Genomic DNA, 18,259 nt, shown 5'->3' on the forward strand with positions numbered 1-18,259 from the left:
TGAGCGCAGATGCTGATCCAGCTTTCGATCCGCGATATCGTCCTGATCGAGCGGCTGGATCTTGCCTTCGAGTCCGGGCTCTCGGTTTTGACAGGCGAAACGGGCGCGGGCAAATCCATCCTGCTTGACAGCCTGTCGCTGGCCCTAGGTGGGCGCGGCGATGGCGGTCTCGTGCGTCATGGAGAGGATCGTGGCCAGGTGACCGCGGTCTTCGATGTCGGTACGCAGCACGCGGCCCGCAAGTTGCTGCGCGACAATGGTATCGACGACGACGGCGACCTGATCTTTCGCCGTATCCAGTCCGCAGACGGCCGCACCAAGGCCTTCGTCAATGATCAGGCGCTCAGCGTTCAGCTCATGCGCCAGGTGGGTCAGCTTCTCGTCGAAATTCATGGGCAGCACGACGACCGTGCGCTTGTCGATACGGATGCGCATCGCATGCTGCTTGACGCCTTTGCCGGTCTTGCCGAGGAAGCGCAAGGGGTCGGCAGGCTTCATAAGGTCTGGCGCGATACCGACCGGACATTGCGAAAGCACAGGGAACAGGTAGAGAGCGCCGCGCGTGAGGCGGACTATCTGCGCGCTTCCGTCGAAGAGCTGGAGAAGCTATCGCCGCAGGATGGCGAGGAGGATGATCTGGCCGAGCGCCGCTCGCGGATGATGAAGGCCGAACGCATCGCCGGCGACATCGCTGAAGCCTCCGAATTCCTCAACGGCAATGCTTCTCCCGTGCCGCACATTGCCTCGCTGGTGCGCCGGCTGGAGCGCAAGAGCCACGAGGCGCCAGGCTTGCTGGAAGACACCGTAGCGCTGCTCGATGCGGCGCTGGACCAGCTCTCCAACGCGCAAATGGAAGTCGAGGCCGCGCTCCGCAAGACGGAATACGATCCGCGGGAACTGGAGCGGGTCGAGGAGCGTCTATTTGCGCTCCGCGGAGCCTCGCGCAAATATTCGGTGCCGGTGACCGAGCTTCCGGCACTGGCCGTTCGGATGATCTCCGATCTTGCCGATGTGGATGCCGGGGAGGAAAGACTGGCGCGTTTGGCTGGCGAGCTTGCCGTTGCCAAGGCGGAATATGATGCGGCCGCCCGCAGCCTCTCCGATAAGCGCCACCATGCCGGTGAAGCGCTTGCCGCCGCCGTGATGGCGGAGTTGCCGGCGCTGAAGCTTGAACGGGCGCGGTTCATGGTTGAAATCACCAGCGATTCGGAAGCGGCGACGGCCGATGGCATAGATGTCGTCGAATTCCATGTGCAGACCAACCCGGGCACGCGGCCAGGCCCGATCACCAAGGTCGCTTCCGGCGGCGAGCTGTCGCGTTTCCTCTTGGCGCTGAAGGTGGCGTTGGCCGATCGAGGTTCCGCGCCGACCCTTGTTTTCGACGAAATCGATACCGGCGTCGGCGGTGCGGTGGCGGATGCCATCGGCCAGCGGCTTAAGCGCCTGTCCGATCGCGTGCAGGTACTTTCCGTCACCCATGCGCCGCAGGTCGCGGCACGCGCTGCGACTCATCTGCTGATCTCCAAAGGCCCCGTTGCGGATGGCTCGGAAAAAATCTCCACGCGGGTTGCCACCATGGCGCCGAAAGACCGCACCGAGGAAATCGCCCGCATGCTAGCAGGCGCATCGGTGACCGAAGAGGCGAGGGCGGCTGCAAAGCGGCTGCTGGCAGGCAACGGCTGATCCCTGCACTCCAGCCCTCGTCCCATTGCCCGATTTTTCTCCTTGTTTTTGCGCATTCGGGACGGAAAACCGCTTCGCACTTTTTCTCGAAGTGCTCTAAAACATCTCCGAAATCGGGGAGTGTCGATTCATGAGCACCGAACAGAAGCCCGTCGAGGATTTGACCGAAGAGGAAGCGGCCGCCGCGCTCGCCTATCTGGCCGCGGAGATCGCGCGCAACGATGCGCTTTATCACAGCAAGGATGCGCCGGAGATCTCGGATGCGGACTACGATGCGCTGAAGCGGCGCAACGATGCCATCGAGGCGCGGTTTCCGGAGCTCATTCGAGCCGACAGCCCTTCGCGGCGGGTTGGTGCCGCACCCTCGGAAACCTTTGCTCCCGTCGTGCATGCAAGACCGATGCTGTCGCTCGACAATACGTTTTCGCAGGAGGACGTGGCGGATTTTGTGGCGAGCGTTTACCGCTTCCTCGGCCGTTTGCCCGACAACTCGATCGCCTTTACAGCCGAGCCGAAGATTGACGGCCTTTCGATGTCGATCCGCTACGAGAACGGGCGAATGGTCAGTGCTGCTACACGCGGCGACGGTACGACCGGCGAGAATGTCACCGCCAACATCAGAACCATCAAGGAAATTCCCCAGACCCTGCCAGCGGGCGCGCCTGCGGTCGTTGAGGTGCGTGGCGAGGTCTATATGGCCAAGAGCGATTTCCTGGCGCTCAACGCCCAGATGGAGGCGGAGGGCAAACAGACCTACGTCAACCCGCGCAACACCGCTGCAGGTTCGCTTCGCCAGCTCGACGCGAGGGTAACGGCAAGCCGCAAGCTGAAATTCTTCGCCTACGCCTGGGGCGAGATGTCGGACATGCCGGCCGATACGCAGTTCGGCATGGTGCAGACCTTCAAGACATGGGGTTTCCCGGTCAATCCGCTGATAGAGCGGCTGAATTCCGTCAACGACATTCTCGGCCACTATCAGGAGATCGGCCTGCAGCGGCCCGATCTCGATTATGACATCGATGGCGTCGTCTACAAGGTCGACAGCCTGGAACTGCAGGTTCGCCTCGGCTTCCGTTCGCGCTCACCGCGCTGGGCGACGGCGCATAAATTCCCTGCGGAGCAGGCGTTCACACATCTGATCGATATCGACATCCAGGTCGGCCGTACCGGCGCGCTGACGCCGGTCGCGCGGCTGGAGCCGATCACCGTCGGCGGCGTGGTCGTCACCAATGCGACGCTGCACAATGCCGATTACATCAGGGGTATCGGCAACAAGGGCGAGCCGATCCGCGACGGCCGCGATATTCGTGTCGGCGACATGGTGATCGTGCAGCGGGCAGGCGATGTCATTCCACAGATCGTCGACGTCGTGTTGGAAAAGCGTGAAGCGTCGAGCGTGCCTTACGAATTCCCTAGGGTATGCCCGGTCTGCGGCAGCCATGCCGTGCGCGATATCAACGAAAAGACCGGCAAGGTCGATGCCGTGACCCGTTGCACCGGCGGCTTCATCTGCCGCGCGCAGGCGACCGAGCATCTCAAGCATTTCGTCTCGCGCAATGCCTACGACATCGAAGGACTGGGTTCGAAGCAGATCGACTTCTTCTTTGCGAGCGATGACCCGGCGCTGCAGATAAAGACTGCGCCTGACATCTTCACCCTGGAAAGGCGTCAGCAGTCGTCGCTTACCAAGCTGGAGAACATCGACGGCTTCGGTAAGGTCAGCGTTGGCAAACTTTACGCCGCGATCAACGAACGGCGCCAGATTGCGCTCCATCGCTTCATCTTCGCGCTCGGCATCCGCCATGTCGGCGAGACGACGGCGAAGCTGCTTGCACGCTCTTATGGCACCTACGAAGCCTTCGAGATGGCGATGAAGGAAGCGGTCCCGCTTGCGGGCGACGCGTGGAACGATCTCAACAATATTGAAGGCATCGGCGAAGTGGTAGCGCGCGCGATCGTCGAATTCTACAAGGAGCCTCGAAATACCGAGGTGATCGCGAGCTTGCTCAAAGAGGTGCAGCCTCAGGAGGCCGAGCAGCCGGTGACTTCAGGCAGCCCCGTCGCCGGCAAGACCGTTGTCTTCACCGGATCGCTGGAAAAGTTCACCCGCGACGAGGCGAAAGCCAAGGCCGAGAGCCTGGGAGCCAAGGTTTCCGGCTCGGTTTCAAAGAAGACCGATATCGTGGTGGCAGGGCCGGGCGCAGGCTCGAAGCTCGACAAGGCGCGGGAATTCGACGTCCAGGTCATGACTGAGGACGAATGGCTCGACCTTATCGGTGGGTGAGGATGGCGGCGGTACTGCATCCGCCGCCAGAATTTTTCAAAGTTTCCGACGTGCCATGGTGAAAGCGTCGACATATTCGCCATTGCGGAATGCGAAGGCTCTGAGCCGCCCTTCGGTTTCGAATCCGAACTTCTCATAGAGCCGGATCGCCGGTGCGTTGTCGACATAGACAGTCAACTCCACGCGCTTGATCGCCAGCCAGTTGTCGGCGGTATCGATGAGGGCTGCGAGGAGTGCGGAGCCGACGCCGCGGCCTGTAAAATCGTCATGCACGCCCATGCCGATTTGCCCAACGTGAATCCGCCGACCTGTGAGGCGGCGGAGGCCGGCATTGCCGACGATCTGTCCGTCAAGCACAGCCACAAGGTTGATCGCACCAGGCGCAGGCTTATCCAGCCACTGCTGCGTCTCCTCGATGCTTTGGAAGGGCAGGCGCAGCGTGCCGACGCGAAAGCCGGAGAGGTTGGCGATCGATGTGATCGCTTCGGCATCGGACGGACGCGCTGCACGAATCTCGACGGGTCCGATTTTGCCGGATCGTCGTTCGCTTGGTTCTGCCTGTTCGGAATTCATGGGCTCTCCTTGGGATAAGGGAGGAGAGCAAGGACCATTTCAACCCTGCTCGCCTCGGCAGGGTTGAAATGGATCGCGGTTCGCTCAGCGCAACACAGCTTCCACTCGCCCTGCAAGGGGTGAGGTGGTGATAAGATGCATCGTGGTGGTGCGGTTTGCGATCATGAGGCGAATGATCCGATGCGAAAGCGTCATTGTCAATCGACCCCCATCATTTCTGCGATCCCCGACTACGACAGCGCGTTCTCTCAAAGATTGCTTGACAGGCAACTATTTGGTTGCCTATAAGATCAAAAGAGGCAACCAAATGGTTCCGTATTGATATGAATGATGACGCGGTCTTCAAGGCCTTGGCGGATGCAAGCAGGCGACAGTTGCTGGATCAACTCTATGATCGCAACGGCCAGACATTGAGCGCGCTTTGCGAGGATCTGCGGATGACCCGCCAGGCGGTGGCAAAGCACCTCGCCATTCTGGAGGAAGCCAATCTGGTGTCCTCCGAAAAGCAGGGTCGGGAGAAGCTGCATTTTATCAATCCTCTGCCGATCAATGAGATCGCCGAGCGCTGGATCAACAAGTTCGAGCATCGGCAGTTGAGTACGCTTTCGGCCTTGAAGAAGGCGCTCGAAGGCGAGGGCGGCCAATAGCCCCAACAAGCACGACTATTGAAACAAGGAGAAATGGCATGACTGGAAGCAAGTTCGTCTACGTCACCTTCATCCGCACTGCGCCGGAGAAACTCTGGTCGGCGCTTACCACGCCCGAATTCATCAGGCAGTATTGGTTCGACATGACGCACGAGACCGACTGGAAGGTCGGCTCGCCATGGAAGATGCTCTTTCCCGATGGCCGTATCGCCGATATGGGCGAAATCGCGGAGTTCGAGCCGCCACGACGTCTTGCCATCAGATGGCGCAACGAGTTCAGGCCGGAGCTGAAAGCCGAGGGCTGGTCGCGCTGCGTGATGGAGCTTGAGCCGGCCGACGGTGCGGTGAAACTGACGGTCACCCATACGATCGAGCTTGAGAATTCCAAGTTCATCGAGGCGGTCTCCGGTGGTTGGCCGAAGATATTGTCCAACCTCAAGTCACTGTTGGAGACGGGCGGGGTCGCGATCGAAAGCAAATGAAGCCAAATGCTCTCGACGTGGTTTGAGGCGCTGTCGCCCTGGCGATGGCGTCTCGCGATGGGAGCTGCCGTCGGCGCCCATCGCTGAGCGGTCGTTCGTAGGCAGCGGCATTAGCGGCCTTCTCTTGCATAGCTCACCGGCACTCTTACCTTAGCGATGCCGCTCTAGCTCCGCGGCTGATATTGGAGGATGACCGATGAGTTCACCGAAATTCTGTGCCGCCATTGCCGCGTCTTTCCTGGCTTTGGCTCCTGTTTCCGCCTCTGCCGAAGTCGTCGGCAAGGTGGGAGTGGATTGGACAGGCAATGATATTCTGGTCGATGCCGTGTCTGATCCGGGGGTCTCCGGTGTCACCTGCCACGTCACCTATTTCGACCGCAGCGTCATAGATCGATTGCGCAAGGGCAACTGGTTCGAGGATCCTTCCAACAACTCCATCGCCTGCCGTCAGACCGGCCCGATCGAGATCGGCGATATCAATCTGTCCCAGAGTGGCGAGGAAGTGTTTCGCGCCGGATTGTCGCTTATCTGGAAGAAGCTGGTCGTGACCCGAATCTACGACAAGAAGAACGATACGCTGGTCTATCTCATCCATTCGCGGCAATTGACGGACGGCTCGGCCAAGATGGCGATTTCGACAATACCGCTGTTCGGTCAGAACGTTAGCTGGAAGAACGGGAAACCCAAATAAGCTATCAGGATACCACATCGACAACCGTTAGAGGGCTATTACCAAAAAAAGTCATACTCTTTGGTTGTCGAATTCCTTCTAGTTGCTTTCGGATTGCATCTTTTTGATGCAATTTTGAAGACGAACAGTGAAGCGATGCTTCCGTCTGTTCACGGCCTGCATGGCTGGCGCATTGGCTACACCCCTGCCAACGTCGGTCGAACAAAAACGATCGCCCTGGAGCCTTGGCCCCAGGGCGATTCTCTTTTGCGGCAATGTGTTGAGATCAGGCTGCCTGCGCCAGTTGATCGGCGATGATGGTATCGAGGTTGAGGAAGCAGACCATGCTCTTTTCCAGCGCCACGATACCGCGGCAGAAGGCGCGCTGTGTTTCCGGGATGATCTCCGGCGCCGGCTGCAGATCTTCGCTCTTGATGGTCATCATGTCGGATACCTGTTCGACGAGGAGGCCAACGAGTTTTCCGGCTATGTCGGTGACGATGATCGCCGAGCGCTCGGATGGCTCGGTCATTTTCATACCGAGGCGGCAGGCCATGTCGATGACGGGGATGACGGCACCGCGCAGGTTGATGAGACCGAGCACGTAAGGCGGCGTATGAGGCATGGGCGTTACCGGCGCCCATCCGCGGATTTCGCGGATGGCCATGATATCGATGCAAAACTCCTGATCGCCGAGATGGAAGGAGACGATTTCCAGGTAGGCGCCCGATTGTTTGATGGCGTTCGTCATGATTGAGGACTTCCCGTTTGGCGTCGGCGGCACGCGACGCTAGCGATTGAAAAAGAGGGATCGGCTGGAGCGGCTTGTGCAGCGGCAGCATCCGGTGGCTTCGGCGGAAAACGCCTGGCTGATCCGGCGGGCGTCATGCCCTTCTGAAAGAAATCGGTCTGCCGCGCTTTGCCTGCGGCCGGCGAAGTCGAGTCTTGCTTTTATTGTTGATGTTGGCGCGGACAGGTTAGGATTGGTTTAACACACAGGCAGATTTCGCCTCGGTCTGCCCGAAACGGCAAGGAAGAGCCGGAGGACGCTTGAGGCTTAGCGGCCCCCTGCTGCGACGATTTCGGCTCCGTCAAAACGTCTTGTTGAATTGCGTCCTCCACGACGAGCCGTTACACCGGCTGGAGGACCGTCCTTCGGCATTTTTCAGGCGGGATGGACGGTGGGGCCGATCAAGGAATTGCAGTCATGAAAAGCGTGCGAATTGGTGTCTGGGTGGCCGTGTTGATCGTGGCCGGGATATTGGGCTGGCTGAGCTTCGGAAATGGAAGGGCGCCGGAGGCGGCAGCGGCGGGGCCTTACGGCGTGCCTTTCACGCTCGTCTCGCAGAGCGGACAGCCAATCAGCGATCAAGCGTTTCGCGGTAAGCCTTCGGCCGTGTTCTTCGGCTACACGCATTGCCCGGATGTCTGCCCGACGACCCTGTTCGAACTGGACGGTTGGCTGCAGAAGATCGATCCCGATGGCACCAAGCTCAATGCCTATTTCGTGACTGTCGATCCCGAGCGCGATACGCCTCAAATCATGGACCAGTATGTTTCCAACGTATCCAAGCGGATTACCGGCATTTCGGGCGATCCCTCGAAGGTGATGGACATGGTCAAGGGGTTCCGTGTCTATGCCAAGAAGGTGCCGGTGGACGAAAAGCAACCGAACGGCGATTATACCATGGATCACACCGCCTCGGTTTTCCTGCTGGATTCGGCCGGCGGTTTTGCCGGAACCATTGCCTACCAGGAGGATCCGGACGTGGCGGTGAAGAAGCTGGAGAACCTGATCAAGAAGGGATAGGGGCCAAGATGGGCGACGGGGTTGGCGGCCAAGCGAAATCCAGATCCATCCTGATTGCGGGGGCGGGGCCTGTCGGCTTAACCGCCGCGCTTGAGCTTGCCCGACGCGGCTTCGCGCCGCGCATCATCGATGACGGCACTGGCCCGACACCCGCCGAGGAGAGCCGAGCTCTTGGTGTCAATGCACGCACGCTGACGCTGCTTTCCGCCTGCGGCGTCGGTGAACGCATCATCGCCACCGCTCAACCCATCGAACATTTTCGTGTTCGTTCGGGAGAGAAAACTCTCATCGAGCTGGATACCCGGCAGGTGAACGGTCGTTTCAGCGCCGTTCATGCTTTAGCGCAGGGCCGCACCGAACGCTTGCTGATCGAGGCGCTTTCGGCCCACGGCATTGCGCCGGAATGGCAAACGGCTGTTGTCGCGGGCGAGGTGGCCGATTTGAGGAAGCCGGAGGTTACGCTCAGGCATGCCGACGGCGCGATGGAAACGGTTCGGCCGGATATCCTCGTCGGTGCCGATGGTGCGCATTCTGTCGTGCGCAAGGCGCTGAGTGCCGGTTTCCCCGGGGAGGCGTTAGAGGCCTATTTCTATCTCGCGGATTTCCGCTACGAAGATCCGGTCGATACGCATGTCGCCGAGATCTCGCTCTTCGATCCAGGCATGATCGGACGCCTGCCCGTCGCTGCCGATGTCATACGCTATATTTCGACGCTGGAGGGTTTCGAAAGCCGCATCGTTCATCCGGCCAAGGTTGCCGAGAAGACCTGGGCCTCGCAGTTCCGCATTCACTTTCGCCATGTCGAGCCGATGGCGAAGGGCAATGTGTTTCTGGCCGGTGATGCTGCCCACATCCATTCGCCAGCAGGCGCGCGCGGCATGAACCTCGGCATCGAAGATGCCTGCTGGCTTGCCTGGCTCATTGCGGAAGGGCGAGAACAGGAGTATTCGGCGCTGAGAATTCCCGCCGTGAAGCAGGTGTTGAAGCAGACCTATGGCCTGACGCGACTGATCACCATGACAAATCCGCTGGCCATTGAGGCGCGCAATCTGTTGGCACCGCTACTCTTGCGATTCGGCCCGGCCCGGCTGGCCCTGCTTCGGAGTGTAGCCGGTTACGATACGCCAAAGCCGCCTTGGATCGATTGGGCCGAGTAAGAACGAGAAAGAGCGACGAGTTGAGTGAAATCCGCCTTTATGTGACGACGACCGAGAAGAAGGCAGAGCAGATTCTCGATCTGATGACGCCGGTGTTCGAAGACGAAGAGTTGCCGATAGCTACCAGCGAGATCGACGAGAAGAGAGACATCTGGGAAACCTCGATCTATCTCTACGCGGATGACGAAGACGACGTGCGCGCTCGCTTTGCCGCCTTGCTGAAGCCGGCCTTTCCCGAGCTTGCCGTCGAAAAGGAAATCATTCCTGATGTCGATTGGATCGCCAAGTCGCTGGAGGGATTGAAGCCGGTTCGCGCCGGGCGCTTTCTGGTGCATGGTTCGCACGACCGCGACAAGATTGGCTCGAGCGACATCGCCATCGAGATCGATGCCGGCCAAGCGTTTGGTACCGGCCATCACGGCACCACGGCGGGTTGCCTGGAGACGATCGAGAAGGTTCTCGCCAGCCGGCGTGTGCGCAATGCGCTCGACCTAGGCACCGGCAGCGGCGTGCTGGCGATCGGGGTGCGCAAGCTGCGCAATATTCCGGTTCTTGCCACCGACATCGATCCGGTCGCCGTGCGCGTCGCGCGCGAAAATGTGCGCCGCAACGGCATTTCCTCAGGCATCGCGCTCGAGACTGCGCCGGGCTTTCATTCCACGGCCTTTTCGCGTCATGGGCCGTTCGATCTGATCATCGCCAATATTCTTGCGCGTCCGCTGATCAAGATGGCGCCGCAACTTGTGGCCCATCTGGCGCCGGGCGGCTCGGTCGTTCTTTCCGGCATTCTCGCCGAACAGCGCTGGAAGGTTCTTGCTGCTTATAATGGTGCGAAGCTGCGCCATGTGCGCACCATCTGGCGCAACGGCTGGGTCACCATCCATCTCGACCGGCCTTGAGCCGGTCGCTTTTCCGTAATCCTGTTTCCGACGAGAGAAAATAAAAAAAGGCGGTGCCGAGGCACCGCCTTGGATCGGCCTAGACCGATCTTACCCGCGAGCGTGTGGAGGAGTGCTCAAGCGGGCTCTACCGTTCTGATCATGATCCGGGGAGGGAGGAGGAGAACCGGACCACGACCGAATTAGAACGCGTAGCTCATGAACTCTTAGTGGCGATCGCCACGGCTTGTGCCGATTGCCCTGGACGTTTCGACTTCAAGCTGACGAAGCGAGCCGACGGAGTGGCGTACGGTGCGACGCTCGCCAGCCAGCGCCGGGCTAACATATGCAGAGCGGGAGATAGGCATTGTTTTTAGTCCTTTTTGGTTGGGCTCGTTGTGAGCCCCGTTCGATGCGCTGGATATAGCGACTCGCCCGCTTGCGTGGCAGGGGGTACGCCTCATGGGAGCCATGCGTCATATGCATATTGCATGCCGTGAAGATGTCATAATTGACCAGCGATGCTCATGAAATGGGCGGATTCGTTAACGGCCAGGTTCGAGACCTGCGATGCTGCGGGCTCGATTTGCCGCCCAGCCGACAGTTTTCGCCCGCAGCCGAAAATCACGTCGCACTTCCGACAATCATGCTCTAACATACTGGCAGCACTCAGTTTCACGGATTCCCATCAGTCTCGGATCAAGCCATGTTTCAGTCTTTCGACGTCACCTCCACCCCGCAATTCGGCCGCGAACGTGTCGCCGGATTGCGCAACGCCTTCGGCGATCTCGGCATTGACGGCTTCCTCGTGCCTCGTGCCGATGAGTATCAAGGCGAGTACGTGCCCAGATGCTCGGAGCGTCTGGCATGGCTCACAGGCTTCACTGGGTCGGCGGGTGTTGCGCTTGTGACACACAGCCAAGCCGTGGTTTTCGTGGACGGTCGTTATGTGACGCAGCTCGCCGAGCAGGTGGATCGCACCGTCTTTACCGGCGGCGACCTGGTGAACGAGCCGCCGCATGTCTGGCTGCCGCGCAATGCAAAGAAGGGATTCCGGCTCGGCATCGATCCGTGGCTGCATACGGGCGCCGAAGTGCGGCGGCTGGAGAAGGCGCTGGGCGAAATCGACGGCAAGTTGGTTTTCCTGCCCCACAATCCGCTGGACCGGCTCTGGAGCGACCGGCCCGACGAACCGCTCGGCGGCGTCATCATTCAGGATATTGGCCAGGCAGGCATATTGGCGAGAGACAAGCTGGCGACGATCGCAGCCAGTCTGAAGGAAAAGAACCTCAAGGCGGCCTTGATCACGGATCCGTCCTCGGTTGCCTGGATCTTCAACATTCGCGGCAGCGACGTGCCGCACACACCGCATCCGCTGGCACGCGCCATCATCTATGCCGAGGCCGAGGCCGAGCTCTTCCTCGACAAGCGCAAGACCAAGGTCGAGGCCGAGGCCTACCTGGCGCAGATCTGCAAGCAGCTGCCGCCGTTCGACCTCGCGAAGCGGCTGGCTCTCGCGGCTGCGAATGGTGGGCGCATCCTGGTCGATCCGGACCTCGCTTCCTATGCGCTCACCGATATCATCCGCCGCGAGGGTGGCGAGGTCGTCGAGGGGAATGATCCCGCCAAGCTGCCGCGCGCCTGCAAGAATGCCGCTGAGATCAACGGATCCGCGGCAGCCCATCTGCAGGACGGCGCCGCCATGGTGGAATTCCTCTACTGGCTGGAAACCACCAAGCCGGGCACCCTGACGGAAATTGCTGCCGCCGAACGGCTGGAAGCCTGCCGCGCCCGTGTCGGCGAAAGCATGCAGAACCCGCTGAAGGACATTTCCTTCGATACGATCTCGGGCGCCGGCGAGCATGCCGCGATCATGCATTATCGCGTCACGACGGCGAGCGACCGGCTGATCCAGGCCGGCGAGCTGTTCCTGATCGATTCAGGCGCGCAGTATATCAACGGCACCACCGATATTACCCGCACGGTCGGCGTCGGCACCGTCCCCGAAGAACAGAGGCGCCTCTTCACGCTGGTATTGAAGGGAATGATCGCCATCAGCACGGCGCGCTTCCCGAAGGGCACGCGCGGCTGCGATCTCGACCCGCTGGCGCGCATCGCGCTCTGGAAAGCCGGCGTCGATTTTGCCCACGGCACCGGCCATGGCGTCGGTTCCTATCTCTCGGTGCATGAGGGGCCGCAGCGCATCTCGCGGCTATCGACGCAGGAACTGTTGCCCGGCATGATTCTCTCGAACGAGCCCGGCTACTACCGCCCCGGCCATTTCGGCATCCGCATCGAAAACCTGATCTACATTCGCGATCCGGAGGAGATCGAAGGCGGTGATATGCCGATGCTGGGTTTCGAGACGCTGACCTTCTGCCCGATCGACCGCAGCCTGGTCCTTGTGGAACTGCTGACGCATGAAGAGCTGCATTGGCTGAACGACTATCATACCAAGACTCGTGAAGCGCTGATGCCGCTGATCCATGATGCGGATATCCGGGCCTGGCTGGAGAACGCGACGCTCGAACTCAGCCATTGAGACCATGCCATCCCGCCTCTCGTTTGAGGGGCGGGATCGGCTGCGGGCATTTCAAGCGCCGATGAAATGCCGCCAGGCCATCACGACGATCCAGCCTACGATCAACATGAATGTTGGCGGATAGCGCAAGCCCACCAGAAGGGCCGCGAATAGTGCCACCCTTGTATCCCAGCCGCCGATGAAGAAGGCCGGTGCGACGAGGGTCGTCAGCACTGCAGCGGGCACCGCATTCAGCGCCGCCTCGACGCGCGGCGGGATGCGGGTCATCTTGACGATGAGGATGTAGCCGCCGATGCGCGTCAGGAAGGTCACCACGGCTGCAGCCAGGATCAGCAGGACCATATGCGAATTGAAGTCGAGCATGGTCAGACCTCGTGGTTTTCGTGAACGAGGTCGGGCTTACGATTTGCTTTCACCGGCGGCAGAATAGCGGCGATGGCGACGCCGGCTAACGCTCCGATGCTGACATGCCAGGGCGAGCCGACATAGCGATAGGCGAGGGCCGAAGCCGCGGCGCTGGCCACCACGACGGGCAGGAAGTTATCGCGCTTGCGAAAGCCTATGACGATTCCGAGGAAATAGATCGGCAGCAGGATATCGAGGCCGATGGATTTCGGATCGCCGATGAGACTGCCGAGCGAACCGCCGGCAAGGCTCACCAGTACCCAGGGAACATAAACCATTGCCGCAAAGCCGAAATACCAGGCGAAAGTTACGGGCTTGCCGCTTTCATGACGCTTGACCGTCTCGGCGAATTGCGGATCGACCAGCAGGAAGAAGGTGAAGAATTTTTCGACCGCCGAGAAATGCCTGATATAGCGGGCAATTGCCGCCGAATAGAGCACGTGGCGGAAGTTCACTGCCAGGATCGACAGCACTATGAGCCAAGCCTGGACGTTGTGGCCGAAGAGATCCAGCCCCACCATCTGGCTGGCACCGGCATAAACAGTGCCGCTCATCAGGGTCAGTTCGCCGAGCGACATGCCCTGATCGCGCGCCAAGGCGCCAAACAAGGCGCCGAAGGGCGCTGCTGCAAGGCCGACGGGGATGCCACCCTTCAACCCGTCAAGAAATTCCGCGCGACTCATGGTCCGCTCTGTCCTTCATGGAAAACCCGGCGCGTAATCCCGGACAGTGGATTTGCATCCCCGGGCGCGGATCACAAATATGATTGCACCCCTTGCGTGTCCGCTCCCGCGCGCTGTTCAATGGCGGAGCTGTAAGCTGCGCGCGAAGAGGCGGCAATTCAATTTACTTGATGGGTGAATTGATTTCCTTGATCCATCTTATTGGGCTTGTTCGCAAAATGGGAGGCGTTGACTATGAAGAAGATCACTTTTGCCAAGGAAGAGAAGGCAGCCATGGTCGCCCGCCTTCAGCGCTATTTCGCCGACGAGCTCGACCAGACGCTCGGCACGCTGCCCGCCGAATTCCTGCTAGATTTCTTCACCGCCGAGATTGGCCCCCATTACTACAATCAGGGCCTGCGGGATGCTCATGCCGCGCTGATGAGCAAGATGGAGGATTTCGGCGAGGCGATCTACCTGCTGGAGAAGGAGCCGGCCAAGGGTTGAACCCGGCTCTATTTTTTTGGCTGGAAGGTATGCTCCGGGCCGGGAAACGTCCGCGCCTTCACTTCTTCCGCATAAGTTTCCGCCGCCTTTGAAATGACGGGTGCCAGCTCCGCGAAATGCTTCACGAAGCGCGGCTTGAAATCGTTGAAGAGGCCGAGCATGTCGTCGGAGACGAGGATCTGGCCGTCGCAGGCGGGGGATGCGCCGATGCCGATGGTGGGGATGCTGATCGAGGCGGTGATCTCGCGGGCAAGCGGCTCGATCGTGCCCTCGACGACGACGGCGAAGGCGCCGGCATCGGCGACCGCCTTGGCGTCGCGCCGGATCTTGTCGGCTTCCTTGTCAGAGCGGCCGAGCGAGCGGTAGCCGCCCGTGGCGTTCACCTGCTGCGGCATCAGCCCGACATGCCCGAAGACGGGGACTCCGCGGGCCGTGAGGAAAGCGATCGTATCAGCCATTTCCTCACCGCCTTCCAGCTTCACGCCATCGCAGCCGGTCTCTTTGAGGATTCGTGCGGCATTGCGAAAGGCCTGTTCTTTCGATTCCTGATACGAGCCGAAGGGCAGGTCGACGATGACGCAGGCATGCTTGACGCCGCGCATGACGCCCTGGCCGTGGGCGATCATCATGTCAAGCGTCACCCCGACCGTTGTCTCCATGCCGTAGAGCACCATGCCAAGGGAATCGCCGACCAGCAGCAGGTCGCAATGCGGATCGAGCAGGCGGGCGATCGGCGTCGTATAGGCCGTCAGGCTGACGATCGGGCGCGTGCCCTTCATCGCTTCGATGGCGGCGGGCCTCATGCGTTTGGTTTGTCCGACAGTGCTCATCTCAGGCGGCCTTTTCGCTGGCGGCCTGCTTGCGGCCGATTACGCGGTTGTCGAGCAAGCGGGTGGTGCCGATGCGTACAAAGAGGGCGACGAGCACGGGCTGGCCCTGCAGTTTCGTCAGCTCCGCCAGCGTATCGGGATGACGAACGGCGGCGACTTCGGCAGTTGCCAGCGGCTCCTTTTCGATGAAGGCGCGCAAGGCCTCCTCAAATGCGATGGGATCGTCGGCGCCGAGATCGTAGAGCCTTTCGGCTTCCGCCAATGCCTTCGGTACGATGACAGCGGCGGCACGCTCTTCTTGCGAGAGATAGACGTTGCGGGAGGACAATGCCAATCCGTCAGCATCGCGGACGGTCGGCACCGGCACGACCCGAACCGGCTGCGCCAGATCCTCGACCATGCGGCGGATGATCGCCACCTGCTGATAATCCTTTTCGCCGAAATAGGCGCTATCGGGCTGGACGATATTGAAAAGCTTGGTGACGACAGTGGCGACACCGGCGAAGTGACCGGGGCGAACCGCGCCTTCCAGCTCCGCACCGAGGTTCGGCACGTCAACCACCGCTTCCATCGGCCGGGGATACATGTCGGTCACGCCGGGCGCGAAGAGGAAATCGACGCCGCCGTCCCGCAGCACGGCGCTGTCGCGCTCAAGATCGCGCGGATATTTCGCCAGATCCTCGTTGGCGCCGAACTGCAACGGATTGACGAAGATCGAGGTGACAACGATATCGTTTTCCATCCTGGCGCGGGATACCAGCTCCATATGGCCGGCATGCAGGTAGCCCATGGTCGGCACCAGACCGACGCTCTTGCCGGCTCTGCGATGCGCAGCAAGGCGCTCGCGCAAGGCGGCTATCGTATTGACGATCTCCATAATGGCACTCCTCCGCGGGCCGCGCTGTCCCCCACCGCCCGTTTCCATCCCTTGAATTTGGCGGCTCTTCTAACGTGTGCAGTGCAAAAAGGCAATTCAATGCCAATCGGCCCCCATGGCTCCGGAGCGCATCGCCGGCAATCCGTGCACTGGCGTTGGGGTTCAATCGTCTGTGACTTTACCTAGAGCTATCCGATGGAGGAACGAAGCCAAGGGTGAATGAGAAGGGCGGTTCTAGAGCCTTCCACCAGGCAATGCGCTCGCTTGCCTGATCCAGTCTGAAAGACTGCTATCGTCGATCAGGTCATCCTCGTGGATATCGAGGTAGCGAACATCCTTCTGCTTCGACTGGCCCGGCGGTACCGGATCGAGCGATGCGCCGCGGAAGAACGTCACTTTCACATATCGCTCGTAGCAATGAAAACCAAGGAACCAGCCTTGGCCTTCGACGCCATATAACGGTGTGTTCCATTTGACCGCTTTTCTTGCGCCGGGAATGGTGCGTTCGATGACGTCGTCGATGGCGCGTCCGACGTGCTGCTTCCAACCGGGCATCGCCGCAATATAGGCCTGGACAGGCCCATTGCCTTCGCCTTTGGGTATTTGCGGGTTGCCGCCTGCAAGTAATTTAGGCTCCGTCAAAACGGCGTCTCTACTCTTTGGTGATGACGGCTGTTCTTTAGCACGGGCGAGCTAGATGTCTGCTTGCGGCCCCAAGTTGCGATTGCAGTCACGTCGTCATCAATGGCATTTGCCACTCAATTTCCGAATCTTCCCCTCAAGCTTAGCGCTTTTCTCAATCTTTTGCTGTTAGCTGCCCACATGGCGAAGATCGTGGCATTGGCGGCATATTTCTATCAGGCGGCGGTGGCCTTCGGGCTGCTGATCGCGGTCGCGCATCTGCTGGCTCCTGCTGATTACGCTGCCTATTCGCTCTTCATCTCGATCAGCCAGTTCGCGGCGATCTTCTGTTTCGAATGGATCCGCTTTGCCTGCAGCCGTTTCTATCCGGGGTCGACGCACGGAAGCGAGGCCCTGGAGCGAAGCGCGCTGACGATCGAATTCACCGTATGCGCCGCGATTTGTCTGGTGGCGGCATCTGCGTCGATTTTCTTTTCGGTTCCCGGCAAAATTGCCGTGTTCGGTGGCATGGTCGCTATCTTCCAGGGCGGCAGCGATCTGCACCTCACCATGTTGCGCTTCCGCCAGGAGTTTCGCGCCTTTTCGCGCCTCCAGGGTTCGCGCGCCACTATTCTTGCGGTCGGTACGCTGGCCGGTGCGGCCGTTGCGCCGAATTTCACCTGCACGGTCGCCGGCTTGCTGGCCGGCTATGTCGCCTACAGTATCTGGGCTGGGTTCCTCACGCGCAACAGCCTGCGCGAGGCGGCGCATTTCGAGCCGCCGCTGGTCCGCAAGCACTTCGTCTATGGCAGCGTCGCGGCCAGTGCATCGGTTATCGGCATTCTGGCGCCGTTGGCATTGAAGTCGATCCTGACGTCGGTGCTGGGCGCAGGGGGGGCTGCCGGCGCGCTGTTGGCGTTCGATCTGCTGCAACGGCCTTTCGTGCTGATCGTTTCAGCCTTGCAAGCCATTCAATATCCGGATGTGGTTACCGCCTATGATCGCGAGGGCGCAACTCCGGCTTTCAGGAAGAAGCTCGGCGACTACTACTCGCTGTTGACCGGCTTTACTCTGATGACGGCGGCCGGCATCTTCGCGCTGTTGCAGCCCATCGGGCAATTCGTCATTTCCGCCGGCCTGCGCAACGAGTTTCTCGTGGCGGCGCCTTTCGTGACCGGCCTTGCGGTGTGCCGCGCCCTGACACTCAACATGCTGCCGACGCCGGCGCATCTGCAGCATCGGCTGCTGGCGATTTTCCTGCTCGCCGCGATCGACTGCGTGCTGTTGAATGCCGGGACACTGGCGGGCGGCTATCTCGGCTCCTTTGGCGATGCGGCCCTGATGGCCGGGGGCATGATCGGGGCGCTGATTGCGATGGCGGTCGGCGTGAAGGTGCTGATATCGCTGCCCTTCGATTTCGTCTGGCAGCCGGTCTTGCTCTCCGCCGTCGGCCTCGCCGTGCCGGTGCTTGCGACTGCGGGCTTCACCTATTCACTCTGGATATCGGTCTCGGCGGGCGTAATCGGTGGTGCGCTCTTCTGCCTGCTCGGGCTCTACAGCTATTTCGTTACGATGTTCCGGCCGAAAGCCCGGTCCTAGAGCATTTCCAGGAAAAGTGCGTAGCGGTTTTC

At 60.5% G+C, this 18,259-nt stretch carries 18 protein-coding genes; 11 read left to right on the plus strand and 7 right to left on the minus strand.

Going from position 1 to position 18,259, the window contains the following annotated elements; genetic code table 11:
- Window positions 1-9: 9 nt before the first annotated feature.
- A complete protein-coding gene (gene recN, locus FHT29_RS23550; RefSeq protein ID WP_037202712.1) occupies window positions 10-1,683 on the plus strand; it encodes a DNA repair protein RecN in 1,674 nt (557 codons plus the stop codon).
- Window positions 1,684-1,813: 130 nt separating this feature from the next.
- Window positions 1,814-3,967 carry an NAD-dependent DNA ligase LigA gene (ligA, locus tag FHT29_RS23555; RefSeq protein WP_168600195.1) on the plus strand — a complete coding sequence of 718 codons (2,154 nt, stop codon included), beginning with the start codon at window positions 1,814-1,816 and terminating at the stop codon, window positions 3,965-3,967.
- A 36-nt stretch (window positions 3,968-4,003) separates the two neighbouring features.
- Here the strand turns inward: ligA and FHT29_RS23560 are convergent, their stop codons facing one another.
- Complete coding sequence (locus FHT29_RS23560) at window positions 4,004-4,540, minus strand: GNAT family N-acetyltransferase (protein ID WP_047558068.1); 537 nt, start codon at window positions 4,538-4,540, stop codon at window positions 4,004-4,006.
- A gap of 323 nt (window positions 4,541-4,863) precedes the next feature.
- On the opposite strand from FHT29_RS23560, the gene FHT29_RS23565 reads away from it, so the two are divergent.
- The 3 genes from FHT29_RS23565 to FHT29_RS23575 all read left to right on the plus strand — a co-directional run bounded on the left by FHT29_RS23565 (window position 4,864) and on the right by FHT29_RS23575 (window position 6,360).
- On the plus strand, window positions 4,864-5,187 hold the full coding sequence (locus tag FHT29_RS23565; protein ID WP_047558067.1) for a metalloregulator ArsR/SmtB family transcription factor: 324 nt from the start codon (window positions 4,864-4,866) through the stop codon (window positions 5,185-5,187).
- 38 nt (window positions 5,188-5,225) lie between these two features.
- On the plus strand, window positions 5,226-5,669 hold the full coding sequence (locus tag FHT29_RS23570; protein WP_037202708.1) for an SRPBCC family protein: 444 nt from the start codon (window positions 5,226-5,228) through the stop codon (window positions 5,667-5,669).
- A 196-nt stretch (window positions 5,670-5,865) separates the two neighbouring features.
- Entirely contained in the window at window positions 5,866-6,360 is a 495-nt protein-coding gene (locus FHT29_RS23575; protein WP_037202707.1) for a CreA family protein, read from the plus strand.
- 265 nt (window positions 6,361-6,625) lie between these two features.
- On the opposite strand, the gene FHT29_RS23580 is transcribed toward FHT29_RS23575, so the two are convergent.
- The gene (locus FHT29_RS23580; protein WP_034504287.1) at window positions 6,626-7,090 is read right to left on the minus strand and encodes a chemotaxis protein CheW; all 465 of its coding nucleotides are present in this window, start codon (window positions 7,088-7,090) and stop codon (window positions 6,626-6,628) included.
- Between the two features lie 456 nt (window positions 7,091-7,546).
- Here FHT29_RS23580 and FHT29_RS23585 point away from each other — a divergent pair, with 456 nt between their 5' ends.
- The 4 genes from FHT29_RS23585 to FHT29_RS23600 all read left to right on the plus strand — a co-directional run bounded on the left by FHT29_RS23585 (window position 7,547) and on the right by FHT29_RS23600 (window position 12,726).
- Window positions 7,547-8,149, plus strand: a complete 603-nt coding sequence (locus FHT29_RS23585) for an SCO family protein (protein WP_168600196.1) — start codon at window positions 7,547-7,549, stop codon at window positions 8,147-8,149.
- A gap of 8 nt (window positions 8,150-8,157) precedes the next feature.
- Complete coding sequence (locus FHT29_RS23590; protein WP_168600197.1) at window positions 8,158-9,306, plus strand: NAD(P)/FAD-dependent oxidoreductase; 1,149 nt, start codon at window positions 8,158-8,160, stop codon at window positions 9,304-9,306.
- 20 nt (window positions 9,307-9,326) lie between these two features.
- Window positions 9,327-10,205 carry a 50S ribosomal protein L11 methyltransferase gene (locus tag FHT29_RS23595; protein WP_168600198.1) on the plus strand — a complete coding sequence of 293 codons (879 nt, stop codon included), beginning with the start codon at window positions 9,327-9,329 and terminating at the stop codon, window positions 10,203-10,205.
- Window positions 10,206-10,890: 685 nt separating this feature from the next.
- A complete protein-coding gene (locus tag FHT29_RS23600; protein WP_168600199.1) occupies window positions 10,891-12,726 on the plus strand; it encodes an aminopeptidase P family protein in 1,836 nt (611 codons plus the stop codon).
- A 51-nt stretch (window positions 12,727-12,777) separates the two neighbouring features.
- Here the strand turns inward: FHT29_RS23600 and FHT29_RS23605 are convergent, their stop codons facing one another.
- Both FHT29_RS23605 and FHT29_RS23610 read right to left on the minus strand, forming a co-directional pair.
- Window positions 12,778-13,089 carry an AzlD family protein gene (locus tag FHT29_RS23605; RefSeq protein WP_037202703.1) on the minus strand — a complete coding sequence of 104 codons (312 nt, stop codon included), beginning with the start codon at window positions 13,087-13,089 and terminating at the stop codon, window positions 12,778-12,780.
- A 2-nt stretch (window positions 13,090-13,091) separates the two neighbouring features.
- Entirely contained in the window at window positions 13,092-13,814 is a 723-nt protein-coding gene (locus FHT29_RS23610; RefSeq protein ID WP_047639877.1) for an AzlC family ABC transporter permease, read from the minus strand.
- Window positions 13,815-14,048: 234 nt separating this feature from the next.
- On the opposite strand from FHT29_RS23610, the gene FHT29_RS23615 reads away from it, so the two are divergent.
- On the plus strand, window positions 14,049-14,300 hold the full coding sequence (locus FHT29_RS23615; RefSeq protein WP_037202701.1) for a DUF2164 domain-containing protein: 252 nt from the start codon (window positions 14,049-14,051) through the stop codon (window positions 14,298-14,300).
- A gap of 8 nt (window positions 14,301-14,308) precedes the next feature.
- Here FHT29_RS23615 and panB read toward each other — a convergent pair whose 3' ends face one another.
- The 3 genes from panB to FHT29_RS23630 form a co-directional block, all read right to left on the minus strand.
- Window positions 14,309-15,130, minus strand: a complete 822-nt coding sequence (panB, locus tag FHT29_RS23620; protein ID WP_047639875.1) for a 3-methyl-2-oxobutanoate hydroxymethyltransferase — start codon at window positions 15,128-15,130, stop codon at window positions 14,309-14,311.
- Window position 15,131: 1 nt separating this feature from the next.
- A complete protein-coding gene (gene panC, locus FHT29_RS23625) occupies window positions 15,132-16,007 on the minus strand; it encodes a pantoate--beta-alanine ligase (protein ID WP_047558057.1) in 876 nt (291 codons plus the stop codon).
- 234 nt (window positions 16,008-16,241) lie between these two features.
- Window positions 16,242-16,649 (minus strand): DUF1801 domain-containing protein, encoded by a 408-nt coding sequence (locus tag FHT29_RS23630; protein WP_047558054.1) that lies wholly within the window; start codon window positions 16,647-16,649, stop codon window positions 16,242-16,244.
- Between the two features lie 180 nt (window positions 16,650-16,829).
- Here FHT29_RS23630 and FHT29_RS23635 point away from each other — a divergent pair, with 180 nt between their 5' ends.
- Window positions 16,830-18,227 (plus strand): hypothetical protein, encoded by a 1,398-nt coding sequence (locus tag FHT29_RS23635; RefSeq protein WP_047558052.1) that lies wholly within the window; start codon window positions 16,830-16,832, stop codon window positions 18,225-18,227.
- Window positions 18,228-18,259 lie beyond the last annotated feature (32 nt).

The organism is Rhizobium sp. SG741, assembly GCF_012275435.1.
Classification (GTDB): Bacteria; Pseudomonadota; Alphaproteobacteria; order Rhizobiales; family Rhizobiaceae; genus Rhizobium; species Rhizobium lusitanum.

What these genes read in the sequence shown, in the direction of transcription:
- FHT29_RS23590 (WP_168600197.1), top strand. Translation starts at nt 8,158, where the DNA reads ATGGGCGACGGGGTTGGCGGCCAAGCGAAATCCAGATCCATCCTGATT.
- FHT29_RS23580 (WP_034504287.1), bottom strand. Translation starts at nt 7,090, where the DNA reads ATGACGAACGCCATCAAACAATCGGGCGCCTACCTGGAAATCGTCTCC.
- FHT29_RS23635 (WP_047558052.1), top strand. Translation starts at nt 16,830, where the DNA reads ATGGCGAAGATCGTGGCATTGGCGGCATATTTCTATCAGGCGGCGGTG.
- panB (WP_047639875.1), bottom strand. Translation starts at nt 15,130, where the DNA reads ATGAGCACTGTCGGACAAACCAAACGCATGAGGCCCGCCGCCATCGAA.
- FHT29_RS23615 (WP_037202701.1), top strand. Translation starts at nt 14,049, where the DNA reads ATGAAGAAGATCACTTTTGCCAAGGAAGAGAAGGCAGCCATGGTCGCC.
- ligA (WP_168600195.1), top strand. Translation starts at nt 1,814, where the DNA reads ATGAGCACCGAACAGAAGCCCGTCGAGGATTTGACCGAAGAGGAAGCG.
- FHT29_RS23610 (WP_047639877.1), bottom strand. Translation starts at nt 13,814, where the DNA reads ATGAGTCGCGCGGAATTTCTTGACGGGTTGAAGGGTGGCATCCCCGTC.
- panC (WP_047558057.1), bottom strand. Translation starts at nt 16,007, where the DNA reads ATGGAGATCGTCAATACGATAGCCGCCTTGCGCGAGCGCCTTGCTGCG.
- FHT29_RS23575 (WP_037202707.1), top strand. Translation starts at nt 5,866, where the DNA reads ATGAGTTCACCGAAATTCTGTGCCGCCATTGCCGCGTCTTTCCTGGCT.
- FHT29_RS23585 (WP_168600196.1), top strand. Translation starts at nt 7,547, where the DNA reads ATGAAAAGCGTGCGAATTGGTGTCTGGGTGGCCGTGTTGATCGTGGCC.
- FHT29_RS23565 (WP_047558067.1), top strand. Translation starts at nt 4,864, where the DNA reads ATGAATGATGACGCGGTCTTCAAGGCCTTGGCGGATGCAAGCAGGCGA.
- recN (WP_037202712.1), top strand. Translation starts at nt 10, where the DNA reads ATGCTGATCCAGCTTTCGATCCGCGATATCGTCCTGATCGAGCGGCTG.
- FHT29_RS23560 (WP_047558068.1), bottom strand. Translation starts at nt 4,540, where the DNA reads ATGAATTCCGAACAGGCAGAACCAAGCGAACGACGATCCGGCAAAATC.
- FHT29_RS23570 (WP_037202708.1), top strand. Translation starts at nt 5,226, where the DNA reads ATGACTGGAAGCAAGTTCGTCTACGTCACCTTCATCCGCACTGCGCCG.
- FHT29_RS23600 (WP_168600199.1), top strand. Translation starts at nt 10,891, where the DNA reads ATGTTTCAGTCTTTCGACGTCACCTCCACCCCGCAATTCGGCCGCGAA.
- FHT29_RS23605 (WP_037202703.1), bottom strand. Translation starts at nt 13,089, where the DNA reads ATGCTCGACTTCAATTCGCATATGGTCCTGCTGATCCTGGCTGCAGCC.